We start from the raw sequence: 25,735 nt of genomic DNA, 5'->3' as shown, positions 1-25,735 counted from the left end.
CATATATATGGCCGTCATGAAACAAAATCGTTTCTGGTTTCGCGGAGTGGGAGGTGTTCGAAGTCGTAGTCGAAGGCGCGGCCGGTGACGTATGAGGCGAACGCGCCGAGGGTTTCTTCGGGGGTCTCGCGCTGAATGGTCGCGATGTCGTTCCTGGCCGCGTTCCAGACGTGCTCCACCGGATTGTGGTCGGGCGCGTACGGCGGCGGATGGATCGGCGTGATGCGCTCCAGCAGCCGGCCCGGCTCGTAGAGGCCGGTCAACGCTTTCGCATGGTGGAATCGTGCGTTGTCCAGGACGACAGCGAGCCGGTCGGTCTTGGTTTCACGCTGTAGCCGTTCCAGAGCCAGGATGATCTGTTCGGTGTTCTGGTTCCCCTCGATCGGATACAGCTTCACCTTCTTATTGATGAGGGACAGGGCACCGAAGAACGACTGGGACGTCTTCCGCCGGTCCACGGACAGCTTGGTGCGCTGCCCTTTCGGGAGCTGCATCCGGCGGGTCCAGGCCTCGTGCTCCAAGCGCACCTCGTCGACCGCGTACACCTCCCAGCCGGCGTCCAACAGGGCCTTGACTTGGGTCTTCACCTCGGCCATGCGTCGGGTGATGGCTTTCTCGTTGCGGTGCTCGTCGAACGGGTCCGGCTGCTCGAGGCTCAGCCCGCACAGGCGCAGGAGCAGCTGATGCGAAGAATCCGCCTGGTACTCGACATCGAACAGGATCTTCACGACCTCACGTATCGCCGGGACGTCCCAGAACTCGGCGCGGACGCCCGTCTGGGAGGGGCGGCCGGGCCAGGATGGTCTCGAGTTCCTGCTTCTGGGCGCGGGCGGGTTCCGCCGCGTCCCGGTTCCCCGCGTGCCCGGCCGGGACCCGACGCATCCTGGTGGCCAGCCACTCGGCCGGCCACTCCTGCACCGTCCTCTCCGTCCGCTCGACCGTCTCTGCGATGATGCCGATTCCGACTCCTTCGGAGGCGTACAGGACCGCCTCGGCCTTCATCCGCACCAGCACATGATTGTCGGAACGCCTCCTCCACCCGACCAGGACGGCGGTCTCCTCCGGGGCGACCCCGACCCGCACCCCCCACCGCATCCGAAACGGCGCAGGAAATCCATGAAAAATACGGTTTCGTTTCATGTCAGCCATACAACACGATAGACTTTACCTCAAGCTTGGGTTCAACTTACATATGGTGTATATTTATTTTATGGCGGTCATGAAACAAGATCGTTTTCGGTGTCGCGGGGTGGGAGGTGTTCGAAGTCGTAGTCGAAGGTGCGGCCGGTGATGTATGAGGCGAACGCGCCGAAGGTTTCTTCGGGGGTCTCGCGCTGGATGTTCGCGATGTTGTTCTTGGCCGTGTTCCAGACGTGCTCGACCGGGTTGTGGTCGGGCGCATACGGTGGCAGATGAATCGGGGTGATGCGTTCCAGCAGCCGGCCGGGCTCGTAGAGACCGGTCAGCATCTTGGCGTGGTGGAACCGGGCGTTGTCGAGGACGACCGCGATCTTCTCGGTGTCGGTTTCGCGTTGAAGTCGGTCCAGCGCGAGGATTGTCTGCTCGGTGTTCTGGTTCCCCTCGATCGGATACAACTTGACCTTCTTGCTGGTCAACGAGAGAGCACCGAAGAACGACTGGGACGTCTTCTTCCGGTCCACGGACAGTTTGGTGCGCTGTCCTTTCGGGAGCCACATGCGGCGGGTCTCGGCCTCATGCTCCAGGCGCACCTCGTCTGCCGCGTACACCTCCCAACCGGCGTCCAACAGGTCCTTGACCTGGGCTTTCACCTCGACCATGCGCCTGGTGACGGCCTGCTCGTCGCGGTGCTTGTCGAACGGGTCCGGCAGCTTGAAACTCAGCCCGCAGAACCGCAGGAGCAGCTGGTACGAAGAATCTGACTCGTACTCGACATCGAACAGGATCTTCACGACGTCACGTATCGCTGGGACGTCCCAGAACTCGGCATCAATCCCGGACTGTGAGGGCGGCTGGGCCAAGACGGCCTTGAGGTCTTCCTTCTGGGCACGGGTGAGTTTCGCCGCGTTCTGGTTCCCCGCATGCCCGGTCAGCACCGAGCACATCCTGCTGTCCCGCCAACCGGCCAGCCACTCCCGGATGGTTTTCACGCTGCGCTCAACCATTTCAGCGATGATGCTCACATCAACGCCTCGAGAAGCGTACAGGATCGCTTCTGCTTTCATCCGCACCAACACATAATTGTCCGCGCGCTTCTTCCACCTGATCAGGACGGCGGTTTCTTCCCCGGTGACCTCAACCTGCATGTCCCAATCATATCCGAAACGGCACAGGAAATCCACGAAAAATACGGTTTCGTTTCATGACGGCCATAGATCTTTTACCTCGGTAAGTAAAGGGGGATGCTGAAGTTCATCGGATTTCACAGAAGACTGACAGGTTTTCGTACTAAGAGTTGTCTCGTGCCCGCTGCAGCCAAAGGTGGAAAGCCTACGGAGTCTATTATGGCTGACATGAAACGAAACCGTATTTTTCGTGGATTTCCTGTGCCGTTTCGGACATGATTGGAGCATGCAGGTTGAGGTCACCCCGGAAGAAACCGCCGTCCTGATCAGGTGGAGGAAGCGTTCCGACAATCATGTGCTGGTTCGGATGAAAGCAGAAGCGATTCTGTACGCCTCTGAAGGAGTCGGAATCGGCATCATCGCGAAGATGGTCGAGCGGGCCGAGAGGACGGTGCAGGAATGGCTGGCCGAGTGGTGGGCCACCAGGATGTGCTCGGTGCTCACCGGGCACGCCGGGAACCAGGACGCGGCGGAACCCGCCCGCGCACAGAAGGAAGAACTCAAGACCATCCTGGTCCGGCCGTCCTCCCCGGCGGGTGTCCGCGCCGAGTTCTGGGACGTCCCGGCGATACGTGACGTCGTGAAGACCCTGTCCGACGCCGAACACCAGTCGGACTCCTCGTACCGGCTGCTCCTGCGCTTCTGCGGGCTGAGCTTCAAACTGCCCGACCCGTTCGACGGGCACCGCGACGAGAAAGCCGTCACCAGACGCATGGCCTGGGCGACGACCCAGGTCAAGGCCCTGTTGGATCAGGGCTGGGAGGTGTACGCGGTCGGCGAGGTCCGCTTGGAGCACGAGGCCTGGACCCGCCGCGTGCAGCCCCCGAAAGGGCAGCGCACCAGACCGTCCGTGGACCGGCGGAGGACGTCCCAGTCCTTCTTCGGCGCCCTCTCGCTGACCAGCAAAAAAGTCAAATTGTACCCGATCGAGGGGAACCGGAACACCTGGCAGACGATCCTCGCGCTGGAACGACTCCAACGCGAAACCGAGACAGAGAAGATCGCGGTCGTCCTGGACAACGCACGATTCCACCACGCGAAAGCGTTGACCGCCCTCCACGAGCCGGGTCAGCCGCTGGAGCGCATCATGCCGATCCATCTGCCGCCGTACGCGCCCGACCACAACCCGGTCGAGCACGTCCGGAACGCGGCCAAGAACAACATCGCGAACATCCAGCACGAGACCCCCGAAGAAACCTTCGGCGCGTTCGCCTCATACATCGCCGGCCGAACATTCGACTACGACTTCGAGCACCTCCCACCCCGCGAAACCAGAAACGATTTTGTTTCATGACGGCCATAGTGATTGGCCGCCAGAACCACCTGCGTTTGCCTTCGAACTTGAACAGACCGGAAACGCGAGCCCACTCCTACGTTTCCTCTTGACCTCCGCCACTCGGATCGACGACTCCCAAGAGCTTCCGGATGAAGCATTACCCTTCATCGTCACAACGATGATCAGCGCCATCGGAGGACTTCTGCGCCGGCAACGGAAAACCGCCTGACCGAGGAGGCGTGGGGAATGTCTTCGTCACGCGTTGAGCTACTCATGACCGTTGCACGCCTGGGTCGCCCCACCATGAGCGAACTCGCAAGAACTCTCTCCGTCACCCCACGGGCCATCACTCGGCTCGTAGACGGACTCGAGGCAGATGGTCACGTCGTCCGCGAACGTCAGGCCGATGACGGGCGAATAACTCGAGTAAGACTCAGCGATGAGGCCCTCGAGCGTATCGCCACAATGGGCGACAACCACCTTGACCGCATCACCCATCTGAGCGACGGTATCAGCGTGGACGACCTTCGGACGACTCTTCGAGTACTCCACGCACTCAACACTGCCGTTCACGCCGATCTCGACTTGGAGACGTGAGAGCGTCTACATCCATCCTCCACAGCACGAGCGGCCAATCGACGGGCGGACCGCGATGCCACCCACCCCCGCGATGCGCTACTCTGTCCTGGGCTTAAGCAGGTATTCAGTTTTGCTTAACCCCCACCCGTTGAGAACGACCGGCGGAACGGAGCGCACCGGCATGAGCACCTTCGCATGGCAGGTCGTGGCGATGATCGTCTACCTGGGGGCCATGGTCGCCATCGGCTTCTGGGGCAACCACCAGACCGTCGACCTCGACGACTACATGCTCGGCGGGCGACGACTGCCCCCGCTCGTCTCGGCGCTCAGCGCCGGGGCCGCCGACTCGAGCGGCTGGCTGCTCATGGGCCTGCCCGGCGCCGTCTACGCGTCGGGCCTCGTCGAGGCGTGGATCGGCATCGGCCTCACGATCGGCGCCTGGTTCAACTGGCGGATCGTCGCCCCGCGGCTGCGCAGCTACACCGAGACGGCGCGCAACGCGATCACGATCCCCAGCTTCTACGGCAACCGCCTCCACGACGAGCGCGGCATCCTGCGCATCATCACGGGCCTCATCATCCTCGTCTACTTCACCTTCTACATCTCCTCCGGCATGGTCTCCGGCGGCACCTTCTTCGAGTCGAGCTTCCACCTGCCCTATCTGTGGGGCATGCTCCTGGTGGCCGGCGTCACCGTGCTCTACACGCTCGTCGGCGGCTTCCTCGCCGTCTCGTGGACCGATGTCATCCAGGGTCTCATGATGGTCCTCGCCCTCGTCGTCCTGCCGATCGTCGGCATCATCCGCCTGGGGGGCCCGGGCGAGGCGCTGGCCGCGATCCGCGGCGTCGACCCCGACCTCACCTCGCTCGTCCACGGCGGCACCCTCATCGGCGTCGTCTCCGCCCTCGCCTGGGGCCTGGGCTACTTCGGCCAGCCGCACATCCTCGTGCGCCTCATGGCGCTGAGCTCGCCCACCGAGGCCCGACGGGCCCGCCGCATCGGCATCGACTGGATGGTCCTGTCGTACCTGGGGGCAGTCGCGACGGCCCTGGTCGGCGTGGCCGTCTACCAGCACGACGCGGCCCGTCTGGCCAATCCCGAGACGGTCTTCATCACGCTGGCCCAGCTACTCTTCCACCCGCTCATCGCCGGCTTCCTCCTGGCCGCCATCCTGGCCGCCATCATGTCGACGATCTCCAGCCAGCTCATCGTCACCTCGTCGGCCCTCGTCGAGGACCTCTACCGCGGCGTCACGCGCAGGCCCCTCACCCCCGCCAAGGGCGTCTGGGCCGGCCGCATCGGCGTGCTCGCCGTGGCCGTCGTCGCCATGGCCCTGGCGGTCGGCCGCAGCGACACGATCCTCGGTCTCGTGGCCTTCGCCTGGGCCGGTTTCGGCGCCGGCTTCGGACCGACCACCCTGCTGGCCCTGTGGTGGCGCCGGCTCACGACGGCGGGCGCGGCCTCCGGCATGATCGTCGGCGCGGCGCTCGTGTTCCTCTGGGACCACCTGGGCGACACCCTCGGCGGCGTCTTCACCCTGTACGAGCTGCTGCCCGGCTTCGTCGCGAACCTCGTCGTCGCGATCGTCGTCTCGCTCCTCACCCACCGGCCGAACCCCGCGATCGACGCGGAGTTCTCCCGGGCCGTCGAGCTGACGAGGGGCTGAGCCCCCGGCGAACGGCCCGCGCGCCCGGCCGCCGAGGACAGCAGCAGCGCCTCCCCCGAGTCTGACGCCCCGGGACGAGGAGAGCACGACGAGCATCGGCTCGGCGCCCGCGGGCAGGATCGACGCACGCCTGTCCATCGAGGGCCGGGAGAAGTCGACGAAGGCCTCGTCATCCGCATCGTCGTCGAGGTGGACGGCGCCGTCGCCTTCCGTTCCGCGACGATCCCCGCCGAGCGCCAGGGACCTGCTGACCGACAGCGACCGGACGATCTCCGGGCCGCGCACCGCCGGGATCCGCTCAGCGCAGCGAGGTGTGGTGCTCGATCGAGTTCACCGCCCAGATGGCCAGCACGGTCGCCAGCAGCGGCCCCAGGAGGGCGGAGCCGAGCCCCACGGTCGTCGGATCGGTGCCGCCGCGGATCGCGTCGAGCAGGGGTGTCGCCATGTCGCCGACGACGAGCCGCATGCCACCGCCCTCCGGGCCGTCCAGGCGCAGGCCGACGGGGACGACGAGCATGAGCACGAGGGACAGCGCCTGGCTCACCACCTCGAGGAGCACGAGGCCGATGATCGGGGCGCCGATGCCCAGGTGGGCCCAGCGCGAGCGGGCCCCGACGCTCATGACCCCGGCGCACTCGATGACGATGCACAGCGCCGACACGAGCGCGAGGGCGACCATCGCCCACAGGAACCGGGCGTCGATCGCGTCGTAGTACCCGCGGAGGACGTCGACGAGGTCGCCGAGCCGCTTGCCCTCGGGGATCGACAGCAGCCAGACGTGCAGCGCCAGCGCGATGATCATGACCGCCGAGGACATGAGCAGCCAGCACGAGCCGTGGGTGACCTTGGCCCAGAAGACGACCCGCCCGCGCACCGGCAACGAGAAGGTGAAGTAGCCGCGCTGGCCGTACATCGTCTGCCAGTAGACGACGGCCAGGTAGACGAGGACGATGACGGGCAGCGCGCCGAGCACGAGCAGCCCGAGCCTGGCGCACAGTTCGCCGAGGACCGGCACGGGCAGCATCCCCAGCCCCGTGAGGAGGAGCCCGGTGAGCAGGTCGAGACCCGTGATGACGGCGCAGGCGCGTCCGTGGGAGCGGAACTCCTGACCGACGAGGGTTGCGTACACCAGCGGTACTCCTTCCGGAAGATGGCGTCCAGGCTCATGCCGCGGCGCTCGCGCAGGTCGTCCGCGTCGTCGGCGAGGAGGACGCGGCCGTCGCGCATGAGGACGACCGAGTCGACGATCGGTTCGACGTCGGCGATGAGATGGGTGGAGATGAGCATGAGGGCGTCGGGCTCGAAGTCGCGCAGGATGCCGTCGAGGATGACCTCGCGCGCCGCAGGGTCGACGCCCGAGATGGGCTCGTCGAGCAGGTAGACGCGCGCCCGGCGGCTCATGACGAGGGCGATCTGGAGCTTCTCGCCCATGCCCCGCGACATCTCCTTGAGCGGGCGGTCGACGGGCAGCCCGAAGAAGCGCACCGCCTCGCGGGCCCGGTCGGTGTCGAAGTCGGGGAAGAAGCGGGCGTAGAGCTCGATGGCCTGCCCGACCCGCAGCGCGGGGTCGAGGAAGTCCGCGTCGCCGAGGTAGGAGATGATCGCCTTCGTGCCCGGTCCGGGCACCATGCCCGCGATGGCGACCTCACCGGTCCAGTCGGCGAGCAGGCCGGCCAGGACCTTGAGGAGGGTGGTCTTGCCGCAGCCGTTGGCCCCCATGAGGCCGACGATGCGCCCCGCGGGCAGGTCGAGGTCGAGGTCGTCCAGCGCCACGATGCGGCGGTATCGCTTGGTCAGGCCGGCGATGCGGACCAGCGGCGCGGAGCCGTCGGGGGACGGGGGGGACGGCCTGCGGCCGTGGTGTCGTGTCAGTGCTCATGGGAATCGTCCTGGTCGTGGTCGTCGTGGGGTCGGTCGGCCGCGGCGGCCCCGGCGCCGTGCCAGCACTCGGTGAGCAGGTCGACGGCCCGACCGAGGTCGAGGCCGACGGCCCTCGCGTCGTCGCGGTAGACCCTGGCGGCCCCCGCGGCGAGCTCCCGGCGGATCGTGTCGATCACCGCGTCATCGGCGGCGACGAAGCGCCCCGAGGTGCGCTCCGTCGCGGTCAGCCCGCTGCGGTCGAGTTCGGCGAGGGCGCGCTGCACGGTGTTCGGGTTGACCCCGGCCCGCTGGGCGAGCTCGCGGACGCTGGGCACGCGCGATCCCGAGGGCCACCGGCCGGTGACGATGCACCGCCGGAACTCCTCGACGAGCTGGACCCAGATCGGCCGGGTGTCATCCACCGTCACTCGTCCCCTCCTGCTCTCGACCGGGAGGAGGACGGACGCCCCGTCCGCCTCGCTGTGTTAATACAGTAACACAGCGAGGCGGACGGCATCATCGCCGGGCTCGGGCCCGGAGGGCGGGGAAGGTCCCGCTCAGAGGGCCCCTGCGGCGTGGATGAGTCCCTGAGCGGCGTCGAGGATGTACCGAGTCTGGCCCTGCCAGTCGACCTCCTGCCCGCGGTAGGGGCCGGTGGCCAGCGAGATGGCGACCCCGGCCGCCCGCAGCCGCAACTGGACCGGGTCGACGCGGCGGTCGAAGACCTCGACGAGACCGTTGCGCAGCACCCCGACCCGGGCGGTCTGCACCGGGTCCATGCGCTGGACGGTCGACAGGTGCGCGACGAGGCAGGCCAGGTCGTCGACCCTGCGCCCCGGCCCGCAGGCGTCGACGTCGAGCAGTCCGACGATCCGTCCGTCGTCGAGGTGGATCTGCCCCTCGTGGAAGTCGCCGTGCGTCGGCTCGGAGCCCGGCGCGGCGCCAGCGGTGCCGGCGCAGATGGCCTCGACCATCGCGTCGAGCCGGTTCCCCTCGCCGGGCAGCTGGTTCGCGACGATGCCGGCGTAGTGGATGGCGGCATCGGCCCAGGCGGCGCGGCGCGGCAGGGCCGCGAGCTCCCCGGGCAGGGCGTCGAGCAGCTCGACCATCCGCTCACCGGCCACCTGCGGCACGGACTCGAAGAGCAGGCCCGCCATGGGCCTGCCGGGCAGGGCCCCGGTGATGAGCAGGTGGTCGGCGGTGACGCCCAGGATGCGCGGCACGGGCAGCCCTGCGCGGGCGAGGATCTCCAGCCTCGAGACGGTCCGGGCCAGCTGCTCGGAGCCCTGTGCCTTGACGTAGAGGCTCGGCCCGCCGAGCACGTCGACACGCACGACGGCCCGGCGCCGGGGCCGGTAACTCACGACGCGGATGGTCAGCCGGGCCGGGTCGGGCTCGCCGGGGACGAGGCCGCGGCGCGCCAACAGGCCGACGGCCGGGCCGGTCCGGGTGATGCGCGCCAGACCGGGCAGATCGGGGTCGTCCGGGTACAGCCAGGCGGCGACGCGCCGCCCTCCCCTCTCGAAGATCTGCGCTCCGACGTCCTCCGCGGTGGGACCCCCGGGGCGGGCAGTGAGACCGACGAGCTCGGTGCGTCCCGCTGCTCCGGAGGTCCGGGCCTGATACGTGACGGTGAGCGCGCGGCCCGGCTCGTGGTCGACGTGGTCGAGCCGGGCGCCGGCCATCTCGTGGCCCCGCACGGCGAGCACCGCTGCGACGAGCTCGACGGCCCCGGGCCCGGTGAGTTCGGCCGCCAGCCGGGCGTCCTCGCGCGAGGACCGGGCCGGACCGTCGCGCGGGGCGCGGGCCGACGGCGCGGACGCGCCGGGACCCGGGCCGAGTCCGCCGAGGATCACGGCAGCACGCCCGGGGTCCGCTCGTCGGCGCGCTGGAGCCCGGCGGCGAGGTTCGTGCGCGCCTGGCTGTCGGCGGCCATGACGGCGGCGTTGGAGTCGACGGGGCGCTCGCCCTGCTGCCCGGCCTCGGACCCCGCGGGCCGCCCGGCGCCGGGGGCCCCCGCGTCGAGGGCCTGGACGCTGAGCCAGGCGATGCGGCGCCCGTCCATCTGGGTGACGCCGATGAGGAAGGGGTCCTCCGGCGGGACCTCGTCCTCGCTCTCGTCGGCCCCGGGATCGAGGGGGGCGAGTGCGACGGTGATCGACTCGCCGACCCGCGGGATGGCCCCGTACCGGGCCATGAAGAAGCCCGCCAGGGTGTCGTAGGGGCCCTCGGGCAGCGCGTGGCCGGTGAGATCGGCGAAGTCCTCGAGGGTGGTCAGCCCGTCGATGTCGCGCTGGAGGCGGTGACGACGGGTCTCGGGGTCGACGACGTCGTACTCGTCGGTGATGTCGCCGATGAGCTCCTCGACGAGATCCTCGAGCGTGACGATCCCGGCGGTGCCGCCGTACTCGTCGAGGACGACGGCCAGGTGCGAATGGGCGCGTCGCATGTCGGACAGGGCCCTCGGCACGCGCACCGTCTCGGGCAGGCGCAGCACGGGGCGGACGAGACGGCGCAGCCGGGTGCCGGCGCCCGCGGCCCGGCCCATGAGGTCGCGCACATGGAGGAAGCCGAGCACCTTGTCGGGCGAGCCGTCGATGACCGGGTAGCGGCTGTGCGGGGAGCTCTGGACGTGGGCGATGGCCTCGTCGACGGTCATCTCCCCGGGCAGGAACTCCACCTCCGTGCGGGGCACCATGACCTCGCGCATCGAGCGCTCCCCGGCGCTGAAGACCTCGTCGACGATGTGCTTCTGGTCGGCGCCCAGCGAGTCGGCGTTCGTGACCATGGTGCGCAGCTCGTCGTCGCTGACCGCCTCGCGGTTCGCGTCGGGGTCCATGCCGACCAGGCGCACGAGCAGATTGGTGCAGAAGCCGAGCGCCCAGATGAGCGGGCGGAAGAGGCGCGCGATGGAGTTGACGACGGGGGCCAGGGCCAGGGCGATCGCCTCGGGCTGCTGCATGGCCAGACGCTTGCTGAACAGCTCGCTGATGACGATCGAGCCGAACGAGATGACCGCCGTGACGACGATGACGGCCAGCACCCTCGCGAGGGACTCCCCCAGACCCCGGCCCATGAGCAGCGGGGCGACCCACCGGCCGGCCAGCGAGTCCGAGCCGAAGGCCGAGGAGAGGAAGCCCGCCAGCGTCACGCCGATCTGCACGGCCGACAGGAAGCGGTTCGGGTTGCTCGTGAGCTGCTCGATCGCCCGACCGCGGCTGCCCCGCCGGGCGAGCGCGGCGATCTGGGACTCGCGCAGCGAGACGAGGGCCATCTCGGCGGCGGAGAAGACGCCCGCGATGAAGAAGAGCAGGAGGATGAGGAGGAGCGAGGCCCACAGCGGCATGTCAGCGGCCCCCCGCACCGGTCGCGACCCCATCCGGGCGGGCGTCGGGGACGTGCACGTGTCTCACGCCTGCCAGGATATCGAGTCGGAGTCCGGTCCGCCCGCCGCTCATCCCAACGCCCGCGCGAGGCCCTCGTCCAGGGCCGCCAGGAACTGCTCGGTGGTCAGCCAGGGCTGGTCGCCGCCGACGAGCAGCGCCAGGTCCTTCGTCATCCGGCCCGACTCGACGGTCTCGACGCAGACCCGTTCGAGGGTCCGGGCGAACCCGGTGACCTCGGGGGTGCCGTCGAGCTCGCCGCGGTGCTTCAGGCCGCCGGTCCACGCGAAGATCGAGGCGATCGGGTTCGTGCTCGTGGCCTCGCCGCGCTGGTGGGCGCGGAAGTGGCGGGTGACGGTGCCGTGGGCGGCCTCGGCCTCGACGGTGCGCCCGTCCGGGGTCATGAGGACGGAGGTCATGAGGCCGAGCGAGCCGAAGCCCTGGGCGACGGTGTCGGACTGGACGTCGCCGTCGTAGTTCTTGCAGGCCCACACGTAGCCGCCCTCCCACTTGAGGGCGCTGGCGACCATGTCGTCGATGAGGCGGTGCTCGTAGCCCAGGCCGGCGGTGGCGAAGCGGTCCCTGTACTCCTCGTCGAAGACGCGGGCGAAGACGTCCTTGAACCGGCCGTCGTAGGCCTTGAGGATCGTGTTCTTCGTCGACAGGTACACCGGGTAACCGCGCCGGAGGGCGTAGGCGAAGCAGGCGCGGGCGAAGCCCTCGATGGACTCGTCGAGGTTGTACTGCACCTGGGCGACGCCGGGGCCCGGGTAGTCGTACACGACGTGCTCGATGGGCTCGGAGCCGTCGGCGGGGGTGAAGGCGACGGTGAGCCGGCCGGCGCCGGGCACCCGGAAGTCGGTGGCCTTGTACTGGTCGCCGAAGGCGTGGCGGGCGACGACGATCGGCTTCGTCCAGCCGGGCACCAGGCGCGGGATGTTCGAGATGACGATGGGCTCGCGGAAGATCGTGCCGCCCAGGATGTTGCGGATCGTGCCGTTGGGCGAGGACCACATGCGCTTGAGGCCGAACTCGGCGACGCGGGCCTCGTCGGGGGTGATGGTCGCGCACTTGACGCCGACGCCGTGCCGCTCGATCGCATGGGCGGCGTCGACGGTGACCTGGTCGTCGGTGGCGTCGCGGTTCGTGATGCCCAGGTCGTAGTACTCGAGGTCGACGTCCAGGTACGGCAGGATGAGGCGGTCCTTGATGAACTGCCAGATGACCCGGGTCATCTCGTCGCCGTCGAGCTCCACGACCGTGCCCACGACCTTGATCCTGCTCATTGCTGCACCTTCCGCCTCGACTGAACTCTCGATGTCAAGATATCGGACGGGGCCGCTCCCCGCACCCGGCCCGGAACGGGCGCCCCGACGTCGAGGATGAGCCTCTCACGCGGTAATGTCAGCGGCAACCCACTCAATGGATGAGGAGAAGCTCTTGAGCACTACACCAGTCAAGGTGGCTGTCACCGGTGCCGCCGGTCAGATCTGCTACAGCCTGTTGTTCCGCATCGCCTCCGGTTCGCTCCTCGGCGACACGCCGGTCGAGCTCCGCCTGCTCGAGATCACCCCGGCCCTGCCGCGCCTGGAGGGCGTGGTCATGGAGCTGGACGACTGCGCGTTCCCGAACCTCGCGGGCGTCGAGATCGGCGACGACCCCGAGAAGGTCTTCGACGGCGTCGACCTGGCCATGCTCGTCGGCGCCATGCCCCGCAAGGAGGGCATGGACCGCAGCGATCTGCTGAGCGCCAACGGCAAGATCTTCACCGCCCAGGGCGCAGCCCTCAACAAGGTCGCGGCCTCGGACGTGAAGGTGCTCGTCACCGGCAACCCGGCCAACACCAACGCGCTGATCGCCATGGACAACGCCCCGGACATCCCCAACGAGCGCTTCAGCGCCCTGACCCGCCTCGACCACAACCGCGCCAAGACGCAGCTCGCCAAGAAGCTCGGCGTCAACGTGGGCGAGGTCACCAACATGACCATCTGGGGCAACCACTCCAACACCCAGTACCCCGATCTGTTCAACGCCAAGGTCGGCGGCACGTGCGCCTACGACCTCGTGAACGACCAGGCCTGGTACGAGAACGAGTATATCCCCACCGTCGCCAAGCGCGGCGGCGCCGTGATCAAGGCCCGTGGCGCCTCCTCGGCCGCCTCCGCCGCCAATGCGACCGTCGAGGCCATGCACGACTGGGTGCTCGGCACCCCCGAGGACGACTGGGTCTCCATGTCCGTCGTCTCCGACGGCTCCTACGGCGTCCCCGAGGGCCTCATCTCGTCGTTCCCCGTCACCGTGCGGAACGGCACGTACGAGATCGTCCAGGGCCTGGAGATCAACGACTTCGGCAAGAAGAAGATCGCCGAGACCGTCGCCGAACTGCAGACCGAGCAGGGCGCCGTGCGCGAGCTCGGCCTCATCTGACCGACAGCAACCGCTGGAACGGCGGGTCGTCCCTCGTGGACGGCCCGCCGTTGCGCGTCCCGGGCGAGGGGCCCCGACGGGCGGTGGGGGCGTGCGGTCGGGGCGTCGAGGGCCGTGGGCGGGCCGGAGGGAGGGCGGAGGCGCCCGAGGGGGAGGACGACGAACGACCCTCGGCCGCGTCACAGGCGGCAGGTCCGCGTGTACCCGATCCCCTCGGTGTACGCGCGGGTCCGCTCGTCAACCTCGGAGTAGAAGCCGTCGGGGCTCTGCGTGAGGGGCAGCTCCTGCACGTCGGCGCCGGACGCGCCGGCCAGGAGAGTCAGCTCCCACAGATGGGTCCGCGTGTCGAGCCGGATGTCGGGCGCGGTCCGCCAGGCGGCGCCGAACCAGTCGCCGGGGCGGGACCTGAGCCGTGCGACGACGGCGCCGAAGACCTCGCCGGCGCGGCGGGCGCGACCGTCCTGGCCCTCGGGATCGTCCACCCAGGCGCCGTCGATGAGCACCCGGCCCTGACGGCTGCGCACGTACGCGAGGGCGGTGCGGCCGTCGACGTGGTGGGGACCGGCCGTGATGTCGAGGGCGGCCCGCTCGTCGCGCATGTCGTGCTGGACGGTGATGTCGATGCCGCCGAGGGCGTCCACGAGGTCGACGAAGGCCCGCAGGGTGACCGCCACGACGTGGTCCGCCGGGATGTTGAGCGTGAGGCAGGTCTGGTCGACGAGGGTCTGGGGATCGTCGCGCCAGGCCAGGCCGAGCCTGCCGGACAGGCCCATGCCGATCGAGTAGTGCACGTCGCGGCGCACGCTCGTGAGGTGCCACTGGTCCTCGGTGCGCGTGGCGACGAGGATGACGTCGGCATTGGCCGCCGCGTCGCGGTGACCGTCCTGGTCGCCGATGTCGTTGCCCTCGGCCTGCTGGGTCCGGTCGTCGAGGCCGAGGATCAGCCAGGTGCTCGGACCGTCACCGGTGGGCATGCGCAGGGCGACGTCGCCGGAACGATGGTCGAGCACGCCGAGGACGATGACGGGCACGAGCACGGCGAGGACGAGGACCCCGATGAGACAGGACAGCACCCGGTGGCGCCGGATGGGGCCACCGGGTGCTGCCGTCATGTGAGGAGGAGGAAGGCGCGAGGGCGTCAGTGCTTGCGGCGCAGGGCCACAGCGCCGGCACCGGCCGCGATCACCGCACCGACGAGGCCGGAGCCGGCCAGGTCAGCGGTCTCGGAACCGGTCTTCGGCAGGGCCTGGGGGCGGGACGTCCCGTCCATCGGGGTGCCCTGCTGGGGAGCGGCCTCCTTGCTCTCGGCCGGGCCGGCGGTCGCCTCCTCCTGGTTCTGGTCGCCGGCGCTCTCGGGAGCGTCCCAGTAGTAGCCGGCGCTGGCCACGAGCTGGTTGCCGGCGGCATCGGTGCCGACGGCCTCGAGGCGGAAGTTGCCGGTCTTGTCGTAGGGCAGGACGACGTCGAGGGAGACGTTGCCGCTGTCATCGGCGGTGGCGGTCCAGGTGTGCAGGACCTCGTCGGAGGCGCGGTTGTAGTCGGCATCGGCGTCGTACAGGTTGAACGTCACGGTCGAGCCCGGGGCGAAACCGGAGCCGGTGACCTTGACGGTGTCACCGGAGGTCCAATTGCTGGGGGTGATGTCGAGGACGCCCTCCTGGGTCGCCTCGGCGGTGGCGGAGACCGCATCCGCGGCGGAGGACATCTTCGTGTTCGCGTCGTAGGTGTTGCAGTGCAGACTGGCCGTCACGGTGCCGGCGCCCACGTAGCCGATCTGCACGGTGTCGGACTGGGCGGTGCCGGAGTGACTGGGCACCTCGACCTGGCCCTGCTCGACCCCGTTGAGAGCGACGACGACGGCACCGCCCCAGCCGTCGGCGCAGGTGGCGTTGGCGCTGAGGTCATGGGGGGACGCGTTGAGGGTCAGCGCGTCGGCGGGGTTCGCCATGGCGCTGCCAGCGCTCAGGATGATGCCCGTGCTGGCGAGGGCGGCGGTCGAAAGACCGACCGTGAGCTTCTTCAGAATCGACATGGTCAGGGGTTCTCCTAGTGGTTCCGGTGACTCCGGGCGCACCGGCATCGGCGCACCCGGAAGTGGTCTCACCGTATGACAATTCACTGAACACCCTCAAGAATCTCGAAGAATGAACTTCATTGAAAATGAATTCATCGAGACGAAACCCCTTGCGAGCATGGGAACGAAGAAGATGATTTAATTCTTTATCATCTCGCAGGAAGTGAAACCCTCTCAGTCGAACGCCCTCCGGGGCCTCGGGGGATCGTCCGGGCGAGCACCCGTCGGACCCCCTGGACGCCGTCCCGCCCTCCTGCGGCGGGGCCCCAGGGAGCACCGGGGCCCCTCGGGGTCGCTTCACTGGGGCGGGACGACGAGTGCCACGAGCCAGATGACGGCGCCGGCGCCGAGCATGAGCAGCACGTCGAACCAGCGGCGGCGCACGGCGAGCATGCCCGCCCACTGCTGGGGCAGCACCCAGCGGATGACGCCGCCGGCGAGAGCCGCGGCCCCCATGACGAAGGCGCCGCGGCGCCAGTGCCCCGTCCCGGCGATGGCCATCCCCGCGGCGAACAGGAGCAGCACGGCGCAGGAGGGCGCCTGGAACCGGCGCGCGCCCACAGCCGGGTCCTCGGGCGGTGCGGCCGGCTCGGCGGGCCGGGAGGGCCCGGACGGGGCGGGGCCCGTGTCGACAGGGCTCACGGCTGTCGGGAACCGGCGAGCCTCTCGGCCCGGTCGACCACATTGGCCAACAGCATGGCCCGGGTCATCGGGCCGACGCCGCCGGGATTGGGCGTGGCGTAACCGGCGACGTCCCAGACCTCGGGCGCGAAGTCGCCGACCGGCGTGCCGTTCACACGGGTGATGCCCACGTCGACGACGACGGCCCCGGGCCTGATCATGTCGGCGGTGACGAGGCCGGGATGCCCCGCGGCGCCCACGACGATGTCGGCCCGTCGGGTGTGCTCGGCGAGGTCCTTCGTCCCGGTGTGGCACAGGGTGACCGTCGCATTGTTCTCGCGGGTGGTCAGCAGCAGGCCCAGCGGACGGCCGACCGTCGTGCCGCGGCCGATGATGCACACGTCCGCCCCGTCGAGCGGGATCTCGTAACGGCGCAGGAGTTCGACGATGCCGCGCGGTGTGCACGGCAGCGGCCCCTGCTGGCCGAGGACGAGCTTGCCGAGGCTGTCGGCGGTCAGGCCGTCGGCGTCCTTGTCGGGGTCGATGAGCTCGAGCACCCAGGTGAGGTCGATGTGCTGCGGCAGCGGCAGCTGGACGATGTAGCCGGTGCACAGGGCCGAGTCGTTGAGCACCCGGATGGAGCGCTCGACCTGCTCGGGGGTGGCGTCGGCGGCGAGGTCGACGCGGAACGACTCGATGCCCACCTGCTCGCAGTCGCGATGCTTGCCGTTGACGTAGATCTGGCTCGCGGGGTCGTCACCGACCAGGACGGTGCCCAGGCCCACGGCCGCGCCCTGGGCGTGCAGGGCGGCGACGCGGTCCTTGAGCTCGGCCTTGATCTGGGCCGCGACGGCCTTGCCGTCCATCCGGATTGCTGTCATGCGACATGCACCTTCTCTCGTTCAGTGGAAGAAGTGTCGGTTGCCGGTGAGGTACATCGTGACGCCGGCCTTCTGCGCCGCCTCGATGGTCTGGTCGTCGCGGATCGAGCCGCCGGGCTGGACGATGGCGCGCACGCCGGCGTCGAGCAGGATCTGCGGGCCGTCGCTGAACGGGAAGAAGGCGTCCGACGCGGCGACGGAGCCCTTGGCCCGCTCGCCGGCGCGCTCGACCGCGAGCCGGCAGGAGTCGACGCGGTTGACCTGGCCCATGCCGACGCCGACGGAGGCGCCGTCGTGGGCGAGCAGGATGGCGTTCGACTTGACCGAGCGGCAGGCCCGCCAGGCGAAGAGGAGATCGGCGAGGGTGGCCTCGTCGGCCGGCTCGCCGGACACGAGCCGCCAGCCGGCGGCCTCGTCGCCGGGGGCGTCGAGGCGGTCGGGGTCGCTCACGAGCAGGCCGCCGGAGACCTCGCGCCACATGAACCGGTCCGGGCGGTGGTCCTCGGCCCTCAGGATGCGCAGGTTCTTCTTCGTCTCCAGCAGCTCGAGAGCCGCGGGCTCGTAGTCGGGGGCGACGATGACCTCGGTGAAGATCTTCTTCACGGTCTGCGCCATCTCCAGGCTGACGGGACGGTTCGCGGCGATGACCCCTCCGTAGGCCGACACCGGGTCGCAGGCGTGGGCCTTGCGGTGGGCCTCGGCGATGTCGGCGCCGACGGCGATGCCGCACGGGTTGGCGTGCTTGATGATCGCCACGGCGGGCTCGTCGAAGTCGTAGGCGGCGCGGCGGGCGGCGTCGGTGTCGGTGTAGTTGTTGTAGCTCATGGCCTTGCCGCCGAGCAGTTCGGCGCCGACGAGACCGGCGCTGGCGCCGTCGACCGCGTAGACGGCCGCGTTCTGGTGGGAGTTCTCGCCGTAGCGCAGGTCGCGGATCTTGGTGGCGGCGATGCCGGTGAAGGAGGGCAGGCCCTCGTCGGTGGTCCGCTCGGCCATCCAGGAGGCCACGGCCGCATCGTAGGCGGCGGTGTGGGCGAAGGCGCGCGCGGCGAGGACGCGGCGCCGCGCGAGCGTGAAGCCGCCGTCTGCGAGTGCCGCGGTGAGCTCGTCGTACTGGTCGGGGTCGGTGATGATGGCCACCGACGGATGGTTCTTGGCGGCGGCGCGGACCATCGAGGGCCCGCCGATGTCGATCTGCTCGATGCAGGCGTCGAAGTCGGCGCCCGAGGCGACGGTCCGGGTGAACGGGTAGAGGTTCGACACGACGAGGTCGAAGGGCTTCACGCCGAGCCGGGCGAGCTGGTCGCGGTGCGAGGCGAGGCGGCGGTCGGCGAGAATGCCGGCGTGAACCATCGGGTGCAGCGTCTTGACCCGACCGTCGAGGCATTCGGGGAAGCCGGTGAGCTCCTCGACCGGGGTCACCTCGATCCCCGCCTCGGAGAGCCTCGCGGCGGTGGAACCGGTCGAGACGATCTCGACGCCGGCCGCGGCCAGGGCCCTGCCGAGCCCGACGAGGCCGGTCTTGTCGTAGACGCTGACCAAGGCGCGCCGGATCGGGTTTCGGGTGGAGTCCTCGCTCATGGCATGACCTTTCTCGCGGCGGGCCGCGGGCCCGTCGCGTGCTGAGCCGCCAGCTCGTTGACGGTCTTGACCAACAAGGTGCGTTCGGACACCTTGATGCGCTCGTGCAGTGTCGGTTCGTCGTCGCCGGGAAGGATCTCCACGGGGACCTGGGCGATCATCCGGCCGGTGTCGACGCCCTCGTCGACCCAGAAGATGGAGCATCCGGTGCCCGTCGCGCCCGCCGCGAGGGCGTCACGGACGGCGTGGGCGCCGGGGAAGGCCGGGAGCAACGCCGGGTGGGAGTTGATGATGCGGTCGCCGAAGCGGTCCGTGAAGGGGGCGCCGAGGAGCTTCATGAAGCCGGCCAGGACGATGAGGTCGGGCTCGTGGCGGGCCACCTCGTCGGCGAACCGCCGGTCCCAGTCCTCCCGCTCGGCCGAGCCCCGCGCCAGCAGTCGGGGCATGGGCACCACGAAGGTCGTCACGCCCGCCCGGCGGGCGCGTTCGAGACCGGTGCACCTGCTGTTCTCCGAGCCCACCGCGACGACTCGGGCGTCGAGACGGCCCTGCGCCTGGGCGTCGAGGAGGGCCTGCAGGAGCGTGCCGGACCCGGAGACGAGGACGACTACGCGATAGGCCACGGGCGCCAGTTTAGCCGTTGCCCCCGCGACCGAGCCGCAGGGCGGTGGCGAAGCCCCCGAGCATGCCTCCCGCGCCGAGCACCGTGGGCGCCAGGACGAGCAGCCGTCCGAGCAGCGGCCCCAGCTCGGTGAGACGACGGGTGCCGAGCGCGCCGTGGGAGAGCAGGGCGAGCAGGCACAGCAACAGGGCCGCGAGGACGCCGACGATGAGTCCGTACAGGGCGCCCTCGTCGGGGAGGAACTCCCGTTCGGGCAGGGCGCGGCGGGCATCGTCGTGACGGGCGCGGACGCAGACGTGGGCGCCGACGGCGCCGGCCAGGGCGCCGGCAAGGAGCCAGACGGCGATCATCGCCGGATGGGCGTCGCCGGTCGACATGGCGGCGAGGAGCGGGATGGTGGGCAGGTCCCCGGTCGAGGAGCCGATCGGCGCGACGAGCGCGCCCTGCCCGAGCGAGAAGCCCGCGCCGAGCGTCCACGAGCAGGCCCAGAGGGCCATCGAGGGGATCCAGGGCATCTGGGCCAGGGCGAGCAGCACCGATCCCGGCCCCCCGGCGCCGAGCGCGGCGTGCGCCCCGGTGACGGTCGTGTGGTTGACGACGAGGACGACCGCCAGGCGTGCGCAGCCGACGAGGACGGCGCCGGCCAGCGCGGCGCCGACGCCGGCGAGGACGCCGGCCGACCAGCCCCCCTGGCTGAGGCCGACGGGCGCCCATCCGAGGACCCGGCCGGAGGCGAGCAGCGAGCAAAGGCCCCCGATGAGCGCCCCGCAGACGAGGGCCCGGCCGAGCTCGGCGGACTGGCCGGCGAGGACCGTCGCGATGCCGAGGAGCAGGGCGTAGGAGCCGCCGAACCACAGGGCCAGGCGGCAGGACAGGGCGCGCAGGTCGGACTGCCGGCGGGCACGGACCGGGCCCTCGATGAGCTCGTCGGCGGCACGCCGGGCGATGGCGCGCGACAGGCGCCAGACCATGAGGACGATGAGCGCCGTGAGCCCCAGCGGGACGAGCGTGAGCAGCCCCCTGCCGAGGTGCGCCGGCACGCCGTTGGCCAGCAGCCAGAAGCGCGTCGAGACCGTCAGCACCGAGCCGAACCCGATCCGCGGATCGGCGGCCCAGCCCAGGGCGCAGATGACGAGAAGGGGCAGCCAGCCGGCGAGAGCGATGCCGAGCGAGCCGACGAGGACGGCGCTGCGCCACGACAGCCCTGCGAGGGCGGCGCGGAGACCGCGTCGGCGGTTCTCGACCGCCACTTCCTCGTCCTCGTCGGGACCCGGGTCAACAGACGGCATCGCACCTCCAGTGATCGGCCCCGACGATACCCAACGACGGGGGCCCGGGGAACGATGGTCCTCCCGTCCGCCGGGGCCGCTCCGGGGCGCCGGCCCTCGGGGTCCCGCTCCGGTCGTCCGCAGGCCGGGGCCCGCCTGCACGAACGGTCCGAGGCGGGGCCCGGGGAACCGGACTCGGCGCGCCCGCGGCCGCGGGCCGCCCCACGGAAGACGGGAAGGAAGAAGGGCGTCGCCCCAGAGCCACCACGGCTCCGGGCGACGCCCCCTCGCACCGATCGATCGGCTCAGGCGCCGCCTGCGCTGAAGATGTCGCTGGAGATCTGCTGGGTCTGCTGCTGGAGCTCGTTGATCTGCTCGACCATCTGCTTCAGGGCGCTCGACAGCGACGGCCACGTCTCGTTGCTGAACTTGTCGGCCAGCGGGCCGTCCCAGTTGCTCTTGTCGCACAGGACCTGGCCCTGGGTCTCCAGGCCGTTCAGCTGATCCGTCAGACCGCCATCGGTGATGCTCTTGATCTGCGTGATCGCGTTCTGCGCAGCCTCAGTCGAAAGTACTCGACCGCTCATCGTGCCTCCATCTGTCAAGGGGTGGTGTTGAGACGCCCCGGCTGGAACGCCCGTTCTCACGACCATAGGGCAGATCACCGCGTCGACGCCACCTCGGCGGCCACGATGCGAACCGGGGAGCCGACCGCCCCGACCGCTGTCAGGAGCAACGAAATGCCTAGTCAAAGACATATCATGTAGGCTCAGGGAAAACACGGCGACAACCCCCATCCTCCCCTGACAATGATCGCGGGCGCCATGGCCGGACTCACCGGGCCGTCGGTCCGGCGGTCTGGACGAGTTCGACGGTGCCGCTCATGCACATGTACCCCCGCCCGATGGTCACTGGCACGGTCGCCCGACGCGGCAGCCGGGCACCCAACAGGTCGCCGTCGTAGTCGACATTGGGCTGGAGCAGAATGCCGCAACGCGACTTGCGCAGGGTCTTCGTCCAGTGCGAGTAGAGACTGCGCAGGTCATCGGAACGACCGGCGGCGACGATGTGCAGGGTGGGCATGCCCGACTCGATGAGCGAGTTGATGGACTTGTCGCTGTCGTCGAACTGCTCGGCGTCATCGATGAGCAGCAGCACCTGCTCCGTGGCGAGCCGCAGCTGGGCGGTGACGGCCGACACGCCGTCCCTTCCGACGGACACCTGGTCGAGCAGGGGCGAGTCGACGAGCGGGGAGCGGCGCATGCACAGGCCCCACACGCTCAGCTCGACGCCATCGCGGGCCGCGGCGGCCCTGGCGACCTCTGCCACGGCGAGCAGCACGGTGGACTTCCCGCTGCGGGCCGGCCCCGCGACGAGCATGTGCTCGCCCTCGTAGGTCTCCAGCGCGCCGACCGTCAGGTCGGAGCCGCGCAGGCCGATCGGAAGGCGCCACGGCTCGCCGGTCAGCTGCGCCGCGTCGAGGCAGTCGATGACGGCGACCTCAGTGGGCAGGGTCGCCACGACGCTGCGCTTCGGCTCCGGGCTCCCCCAGCGGCCGCGGACGAGCCCGACCGCCGCCTCGACGCCGCCGTGCGGGGTGGCGACGTGGGTCTGGAGCTTCGTCTCGGCGCCGACGCAGCGGCCCGGCACCGGGGGCGGGGCCTCGATGGCCTTGATGCCGCTCAGCGCGTAGTCGTAGCGGTCGGCGAGGTGGAACAGCCAGCGCTGGGTGGTGACCTCGTCGACGGCGGAGGGGATCGACTTGGCGCGGCTGGTGGCCACGGCCGTCCAGATGCCCAGTTCGGGGCCGTCGGCATAGACGCGGTACAGGCTGTCGAGCAGGGCCATGCCGTCGATGTCCTGGTACTCGTCGCGCAGAGTCGCCAGGCCGTCCAGCAGGAAGACGATGCGCCGGCGGTCGCCGGTCGGATCGGCCTTGCGCCGGTCGAGTTCGTTCTTGAGGTGGCGCAGCAGCCGCGTCTGCTGCTCGCGGGAGCCCGAGCCGGACCCGGCGTAGCCGATGGTGTGCGGCAGCGCCTGGAGCGGCGCCAGGTCGCCGGCGCCCATGTCGAGGATGATGAGGTCCATCTCGTCGGGCGGCAGCTCGTCGGCGAGGGCGAGCGCCACCGTCATGAGGGTGGTGCTCGTGCCGCTGCCCGGGATGCCGAGGAACATGGCGTTGCCGCGGCTCATGTCCCAGTGGGCGAGGACCTGGCGCTGGTGGTCGGGGTCGTCGGACAGTCCCAGGGCGACACGCGTGCCGTCGGTGCCGCCCACGACCGGCTGCTGGGCCTCCTCGACCTGTCCGCCGGGCGCGTCGGCCGCATCGAGCCCATCGTCGGCGGTGAAGCCGGCCAGGTCGACGCGGGCGCCGAGCGGGGTCGGCCAGACCGGCCTGGGCGATGCGATGCCCAGATGGTCGGAGGCCTCGATGATGGCCTCGATCATGAGGTCCATGTCGGCTTCGGTGACCTCGGCGCCCTTCGTCCCCCCGAAGGAGACGCTCCCGCCGGGGGCGCCGAAGACGACGTCGCGGTACTCGATCTGGACGGCGTCGACGGCCTCCGCGCGGCCGGTGACCAGCGCGGTCTGCACCGGCGTGATGTCCTCCTGGCCGAGCTTGACCCAGGAGCGGCCCTTCTGGGATCGGCTGATCGCGGCGGCGTGCGGCACGCCGATGACGTTGTTGGAGTCCTCCTTGCTCTGCACCCGCAGGGCCACGCGCAGGTTCGTGTTGGCGAGGATGTCGTCGTTGACGACGCCGGCCGGACGCTGGGTCGCCAGGATCATGTGGACGCCGAGGGTGCGGCCGACGGCGCCGATCGAGACGAGCGAGGTGAGCACGTCGGGGAAGTCCTTGGCGAGCATGGCGAACTCGTCGACGACGAGCAGCAGTCGCGGCATCGGCTCGGAGGGATTGGTGGCCAGATAGGCGTCGAGGTTGTCGACGCCCTCCCCCGCCGCGGCGAACATGCGCTGGCGGTAGTCCATCTCGGCCTCCAAGGCGCGCAGCGCGCGGTCGGCCAGCTGCTCGTCCAGGTTCGAGATGGTGCCGATGGTGTGCGGCAGCGCCTCGAGGGGCTTGAAGGCCGCACCGCCCTTGAAGTCGATGAGGATGAAGGTGAGCTTCGTCGGGTCGTTGCGGGCGGCGAGGCCCGAGATGAGCGACCGCAGGAACTCCGACTTGCCCGAACCGGTCGTGCCGCCGACCAGGCCGTGCGGACCGTCCCGCACCAGATCGAGCTCGAACGGGCCGTTCTCGCCGATGCCGATCGGGGTGGAGGTGCCCCGCGAGTGGGCCCACAGCTCCTCGATCCCCCCGGGGGTGATCTCGTCGATGCCCAGCAGCGGCGGCAGACGCACCAGCGAGGGCAGGGCGGCGCCGGGCACGACGAGCTCGGGGTCCTCGAAGCGCGACAGGGCCACAGCGGCCTCGCGCGCGGTCCGCAGGTCGATGCCGGCCAGCACCGCGTCGTCAATGGTCGTGCGGGTGCTGGGGTAGGTGACGACGCCGGCGCCGTCCTCGCGCACCTCGACGATCGTCGTGCAGGCCGCGGGCAGCTGCTCGACGGCCGAGGCGATGACGATGCCGGGCACGTGGTTGACGCGCTTGCCATCCCGGTCGCCGGTCGCGCCCCGGGCGTGGCCGAGCAGCTCGCGGGCGGGCGCCTCGCGGCCCTCCAGGAGCACGTCGGAGTCGATGACGAGGAGCACCTCGGGCACCGGATGGCCGTCGATCTCGTCGCGCAGGGAGCGCAGCTGGGTCTCCGAGCGGGACCGCTCGCACGACAGCCAGCGGTCCTCGACGCCGCCGAGGCAGCGGGTGTGGGGCAGCCATGTCGCCCACTCCCAGGCCTGCTGGCGGCCGGGGTCGCAGTAGACGCCGATGGACAGGTCGGCCGGACCGGACTGCACGGCGGCTTGGACGACGAGCGAGCGGGCCACCGCCAGGACGTCCTCGCGTTCGCCGACGACGCCGACGACCCCCGAGTCGGCCAGGTCGGCCCGGATCGGTGCCGCGGTGACTCGGCTCGCGTCGATCAGCGCCTTCACGTCGTCATCGAGATGGCGCGAGGCGTTGCGGTCGACGGGCACGGTCCAGTCGCTCGTCCCGGTCCCGGCGTGCAGGCTCAGGAAGTCGGGGTGCTCGGGACGGCGCTGCCACAGCGTCGTCGCCGGCAGCTCGGCGATCCGGACGAGGGTGGCCGGGTCGGGCGAGGCGCCGCGGAGCCGTTCGCGCTCCTCGCGCACGGCGTCGGCGAGGTCGGTGGTGAACTGCTCGCAGGCCTTCGCGAAGCGCTCGTCCTCCTCCTTCCTCTCCTTCTTGGAGCGGCGCTTCTGCTCGATCCACTGGAAGACCGCCATGAACGGGCTGAGCATCGAGATCATCGCGTAGCGGGGGTTGCCCATGACGACGACCATGCCCACGGCGAGGACGATCGGACCCAGGACGGTGGCGACCGAGAACTTGCTGGAGCTCGTGACCTTCTTGCGCTCGGGGGGCACGAGCTGCTCGGGCGGGGCGGGCTGGCCCGGGCGCGGCGGGCGGTTGAACGGGACCGTGCCGGCGCGGGTCTGGTTGTGGAGCGATCCGGGACGCGGGGCGAGGGGCTCGGAGCCCTCCTTGCGCAGCAGCACGGTGGCGCCGCCGACGGTGATCAGCGCGTCGCGCTCCACGAGGACTCCCTCGTCCTCCTCGACGCGGATGCCGTCGACGAAGGTGCCGTTCGTGGAGCGGCAGTCGGTGACGCGCAGCCCCTCATCCTCGCGGACAATGCGGGTGTGCTCCCACGAGGCGCTGGGCGAGTCGATGACGATGTCGGCCTGCGGGGCACGACCGATGACGAGGCGGCGGCGCAGCGGCACCGGGACGGCGGCCCCGGCGTGCATGCCGCCGGTGAGGGTCGCCGTCCAGCCCTCGAGGTTGGCCGACGAGCGCACCGGCTCGGAGCCGATCGTGCAGCCCTCGAGCAGGGTGACGTCGTCGATCCTGTCGGACGCGCCGCAGCGCACGTCGTCGACCCAAACGCTCTCGTCATCGCCGGGGCGCTGCTGGCCGGCCGCCTCGACGAGATCGGCCAGGCAGGCGTCCGGCGCGAACTTCGTGAGGTCGATCTCGTGCGCGGTCGGGCCCGCCGAGACGATCAGTCGCACAGTGCTTCACTCCCCTTCGCCG

At 70.1% G+C, this 25,735-nt stretch carries 22 protein-coding genes; 4 read left to right on the top strand and 18 right to left on the bottom strand.

The features are described 5' to 3' along the window. Nucleotides 1-14 precede the first annotated feature (14 nt). From EGX94_RS10780 to EGX94_RS10770, 3 genes are all read right to left on the bottom strand, one after another. Nucleotides 15-728, bottom strand: a complete 714-nt coding sequence (locus EGX94_RS10780) for an IS630 family transposase (RefSeq protein WP_264291247.1) — start codon at nucleotides 726-728, stop codon at nucleotides 15-17. Between the two features lie 4 nt (nucleotides 729-732). Next, a complete protein-coding gene (locus EGX94_RS10775; protein ID WP_021797250.1) occupies nucleotides 733-1,083 on the bottom strand; it encodes a hypothetical protein in 351 nt (116 codons plus the stop codon). 134 nt (nucleotides 1,084-1,217) lie between these two features. Beyond that, nucleotides 1,218-2,285, bottom strand: coding sequence for an IS630 family transposase (locus EGX94_RS10770; RefSeq protein ID WP_081707433.1), 1,068 nt, complete (start codon nucleotides 2,283-2,285; stop codon nucleotides 1,218-1,220). A 265-nt stretch (nucleotides 2,286-2,550) separates the two neighbouring features. Between EGX94_RS10770 and EGX94_RS10765 the strand changes: the two genes are divergently transcribed. From EGX94_RS10765 to putP, 3 genes are all read left to right on the top strand, one after another. Further along, nucleotides 2,551-3,618 (top strand): IS630 family transposase, encoded by a 1,068-nt coding sequence (locus tag EGX94_RS10765; RefSeq protein WP_081707432.1) that lies wholly within the window; start codon nucleotides 2,551-2,553, stop codon nucleotides 3,616-3,618. A 228-nt stretch (nucleotides 3,619-3,846) separates the two neighbouring features. Beyond that, nucleotides 3,847-4,197 carry a MarR family winged helix-turn-helix transcriptional regulator gene (locus EGX94_RS10760; protein ID WP_081660603.1) on the top strand — a complete coding sequence of 117 codons (351 nt, stop codon included), beginning with the start codon at nucleotides 3,847-3,849 and terminating at the stop codon, nucleotides 4,195-4,197. 163 nt (nucleotides 4,198-4,360) lie between these two features. After that, the gene (gene putP / locus EGX94_RS10755; RefSeq protein WP_021798047.1) at nucleotides 4,361-5,845 is read left to right on the top strand and encodes a sodium/proline symporter PutP; all 1,485 of its coding nucleotides are present in this window, start codon (nucleotides 4,361-4,363) and stop codon (nucleotides 5,843-5,845) included. A 298-nt stretch (nucleotides 5,846-6,143) separates the two neighbouring features. Here putP and EGX94_RS10750 read toward each other — a convergent pair whose 3' ends face one another. The 6 genes from EGX94_RS10750 to EGX94_RS10725 all read right to left on the bottom strand — a co-directional run bounded on the left by EGX94_RS10750 (nucleotide 6,144) and on the right by EGX94_RS10725 (nucleotide 12,374). Next, on the bottom strand, nucleotides 6,144-6,758 hold the full coding sequence (locus EGX94_RS10750; RefSeq protein ID WP_123826291.1) for a hypothetical protein: 615 nt from the start codon (nucleotides 6,756-6,758) through the stop codon (nucleotides 6,144-6,146). Beyond that, nucleotides 6,644-7,618: an ABC transporter ATP-binding protein gene (locus tag EGX94_RS10745; protein WP_021798048.1), complete on the bottom strand. Its 975-nt coding sequence runs from the start codon at nucleotides 7,616-7,618 to the stop codon at nucleotides 6,644-6,646. The genes EGX94_RS10750 and EGX94_RS10745 overlap by 115 nt, the downstream gene beginning before the upstream one ends. A 95-nt stretch (nucleotides 7,619-7,713) precedes the next feature. Continuing rightward, complete coding sequence (locus tag EGX94_RS10740) at nucleotides 7,714-8,133, bottom strand: GntR family transcriptional regulator (protein WP_021798051.1); 420 nt, start codon at nucleotides 8,131-8,133, stop codon at nucleotides 7,714-7,716. 129 nt (nucleotides 8,134-8,262) lie between these two features. After that, nucleotides 8,263-9,561: a phosphotransferase gene (locus tag EGX94_RS10735; RefSeq protein ID WP_123826289.1), complete on the bottom strand. Its 1,299-nt coding sequence runs from the start codon at nucleotides 9,559-9,561 to the stop codon at nucleotides 8,263-8,265. Beyond that, nucleotides 9,558-11,051 (bottom strand): hemolysin family protein, encoded by a 1,494-nt coding sequence (locus tag EGX94_RS10730; protein ID WP_123826287.1) that lies wholly within the window; start codon nucleotides 11,049-11,051, stop codon nucleotides 9,558-9,560. The genes EGX94_RS10735 and EGX94_RS10730 overlap by 4 nt, the downstream gene beginning before the upstream one ends. A 108-nt stretch (nucleotides 11,052-11,159) precedes the next feature. Beyond that, nucleotides 11,160-12,374: an NADP-dependent isocitrate dehydrogenase gene (locus EGX94_RS10725; protein WP_021798800.1), complete on the bottom strand. Its 1,215-nt coding sequence runs from the start codon at nucleotides 12,372-12,374 to the stop codon at nucleotides 11,160-11,162. A gap of 154 nt (nucleotides 12,375-12,528) precedes the next feature. Here EGX94_RS10725 and EGX94_RS10720 point away from each other — a divergent pair, with 154 nt between their 5' ends. After that, a complete protein-coding gene (locus EGX94_RS10720; protein WP_028706443.1) occupies nucleotides 12,529-13,515 on the top strand; it encodes a malate dehydrogenase in 987 nt (328 codons plus the stop codon). A gap of 179 nt (nucleotides 13,516-13,694) precedes the next feature. Here the strand turns inward: EGX94_RS10720 and EGX94_RS10715 are convergent, their stop codons facing one another. From EGX94_RS10715 to EGX94_RS10680, 9 genes are all read right to left on the bottom strand, one after another. Continuing rightward, entirely contained in the window at nucleotides 13,695-14,627 is a 933-nt protein-coding gene (locus EGX94_RS10715) for an LCP family protein (RefSeq protein WP_021798793.1), read from the bottom strand. 26 nt (nucleotides 14,628-14,653) lie between these two features. Then, nucleotides 14,654-15,547, bottom strand: coding sequence for an LPXTG cell wall anchor domain-containing protein (locus EGX94_RS10710; protein WP_021798801.1), 894 nt, complete (start codon nucleotides 15,545-15,547; stop codon nucleotides 14,654-14,656). A gap of 339 nt (nucleotides 15,548-15,886) precedes the next feature. Continuing rightward, on the bottom strand, nucleotides 15,887-16,231 hold the full coding sequence (locus EGX94_RS13935) for a DUF3017 domain-containing protein (protein WP_226906024.1): 345 nt from the start codon (nucleotides 16,229-16,231) through the stop codon (nucleotides 15,887-15,889). Beyond that, complete coding sequence (locus EGX94_RS10700; RefSeq protein WP_021798798.1) at nucleotides 16,228-17,091, bottom strand: bifunctional methylenetetrahydrofolate dehydrogenase/methenyltetrahydrofolate cyclohydrolase; 864 nt, start codon at nucleotides 17,089-17,091, stop codon at nucleotides 16,228-16,230. The genes EGX94_RS13935 and EGX94_RS10700 overlap by 4 nt, the downstream gene beginning before the upstream one ends. A 21-nt stretch (nucleotides 17,092-17,112) precedes the next feature. After that, a complete protein-coding gene (gene purH / locus EGX94_RS10695; protein WP_021798796.1) occupies nucleotides 17,113-18,669 on the bottom strand; it encodes a bifunctional phosphoribosylaminoimidazolecarboxamide formyltransferase/IMP cyclohydrolase in 1,557 nt (518 codons plus the stop codon). Further along, nucleotides 18,666-19,292, bottom strand: coding sequence for a phosphoribosylglycinamide formyltransferase (purN, locus tag EGX94_RS10690; protein ID WP_021798807.1), 627 nt, complete (start codon nucleotides 19,290-19,292; stop codon nucleotides 18,666-18,668). The genes purH and purN overlap by 4 nt, the downstream gene beginning before the upstream one ends. A 10-nt stretch (nucleotides 19,293-19,302) precedes the next feature. After that, nucleotides 19,303-20,580, bottom strand: a complete 1,278-nt coding sequence (locus EGX94_RS13930) for a cell division protein PerM (protein WP_021798790.1) — start codon at nucleotides 20,578-20,580, stop codon at nucleotides 19,303-19,305. 284 nt (nucleotides 20,581-20,864) lie between these two features. After that, nucleotides 20,865-21,146 carry a hypothetical protein gene (locus EGX94_RS10685; RefSeq protein WP_021798791.1) on the bottom strand — a complete coding sequence of 94 codons (282 nt, stop codon included), beginning with the start codon at nucleotides 21,144-21,146 and terminating at the stop codon, nucleotides 20,865-20,867. A gap of 247 nt (nucleotides 21,147-21,393) precedes the next feature. Then, nucleotides 21,394-25,713, bottom strand: coding sequence for an FtsK/SpoIIIE domain-containing protein (locus EGX94_RS10680; RefSeq protein WP_021798806.1), 4,320 nt, complete (start codon nucleotides 25,711-25,713; stop codon nucleotides 21,394-21,396). Between the last annotated feature and the right edge of the window lie 22 nt (nucleotides 25,714-25,735).

This window comes from Propionibacterium acidifaciens (assembly GCF_003798325.1).
GTDB lineage: Bacteria > Actinomycetota > Actinomycetes > Propionibacteriales > Propionibacteriaceae > Propionibacterium > Propionibacterium acidifaciens.
The sequence above is the reverse complement of the archived record's forward strand: the minus strand, read 5'-3'. Positions and strand labels throughout refer to the sequence as shown.

Excerpts from the sequence above, each read along its gene's own strand:
- EGX94_RS10770 (WP_081707433.1), bottom strand. The coding sequence starts at position 2,285 with ATGCAGGTTGAGGTCACCGGGGAAGAAACCGCCGTCCTGATCAGGTGG.
- EGX94_RS10765 (WP_081707432.1), top strand. The coding sequence starts at position 2,551 with ATGCAGGTTGAGGTCACCCCGGAAGAAACCGCCGTCCTGATCAGGTGG.
- EGX94_RS10760 (WP_081660603.1), top strand. The coding sequence starts at position 3,847 with ATGTCTTCGTCACGCGTTGAGCTACTCATGACCGTTGCACGCCTGGGT.
- putP (WP_021798047.1), top strand. The coding sequence starts at position 4,361 with ATGAGCACCTTCGCATGGCAGGTCGTGGCGATGATCGTCTACCTGGGG.
- EGX94_RS10750 (WP_123826291.1), bottom strand. The coding sequence starts at position 6,758 with ATGTACGGCCAGCGCGGCTACTTCACCTTCTCGTTGCCGGTGCGCGGG.
- EGX94_RS10730 (WP_123826287.1), bottom strand. The coding sequence starts at position 11,051 with ATGCCGCTGTGGGCCTCGCTCCTCCTCATCCTCCTGCTCTTCTTCATC.
- EGX94_RS10725 (WP_021798800.1), bottom strand. The coding sequence starts at position 12,374 with ATGAGCAGGATCAAGGTCGTGGGCACGGTCGTGGAGCTCGACGGCGAC.
- EGX94_RS10715 (WP_021798793.1), bottom strand. The coding sequence starts at position 14,627 with ATGACGGCAGCACCCGGTGGCCCCATCCGGCGCCACCGGGTGCTGTCC.
- EGX94_RS10710 (WP_021798801.1), bottom strand. The coding sequence starts at position 15,547 with ATGTCGATTCTGAAGAAGCTCACGGTCGGTCTTTCGACCGCCGCCCTC.
- EGX94_RS10700 (WP_021798798.1), bottom strand. The coding sequence starts at position 17,091 with ATGACAGCAATCCGGATGGACGGCAAGGCCGTCGCGGCCCAGATCAAG.
- purH (WP_021798796.1), bottom strand. The coding sequence starts at position 18,669 with ATGAGCGAGGACTCCACCCGAAACCCGATCCGGCGCGCCTTGGTCAGC.
- EGX94_RS13930 (WP_021798790.1), bottom strand. The coding sequence starts at position 20,580 with ATGCCGTCTGTTGACCCGGGTCCCGACGAGGACGAGGAAGTGGCGGTC.
- EGX94_RS10685 (WP_021798791.1), bottom strand. The coding sequence starts at position 21,146 with ATGAGCGGTCGAGTACTTTCGACTGAGGCTGCGCAGAACGCGATCACG.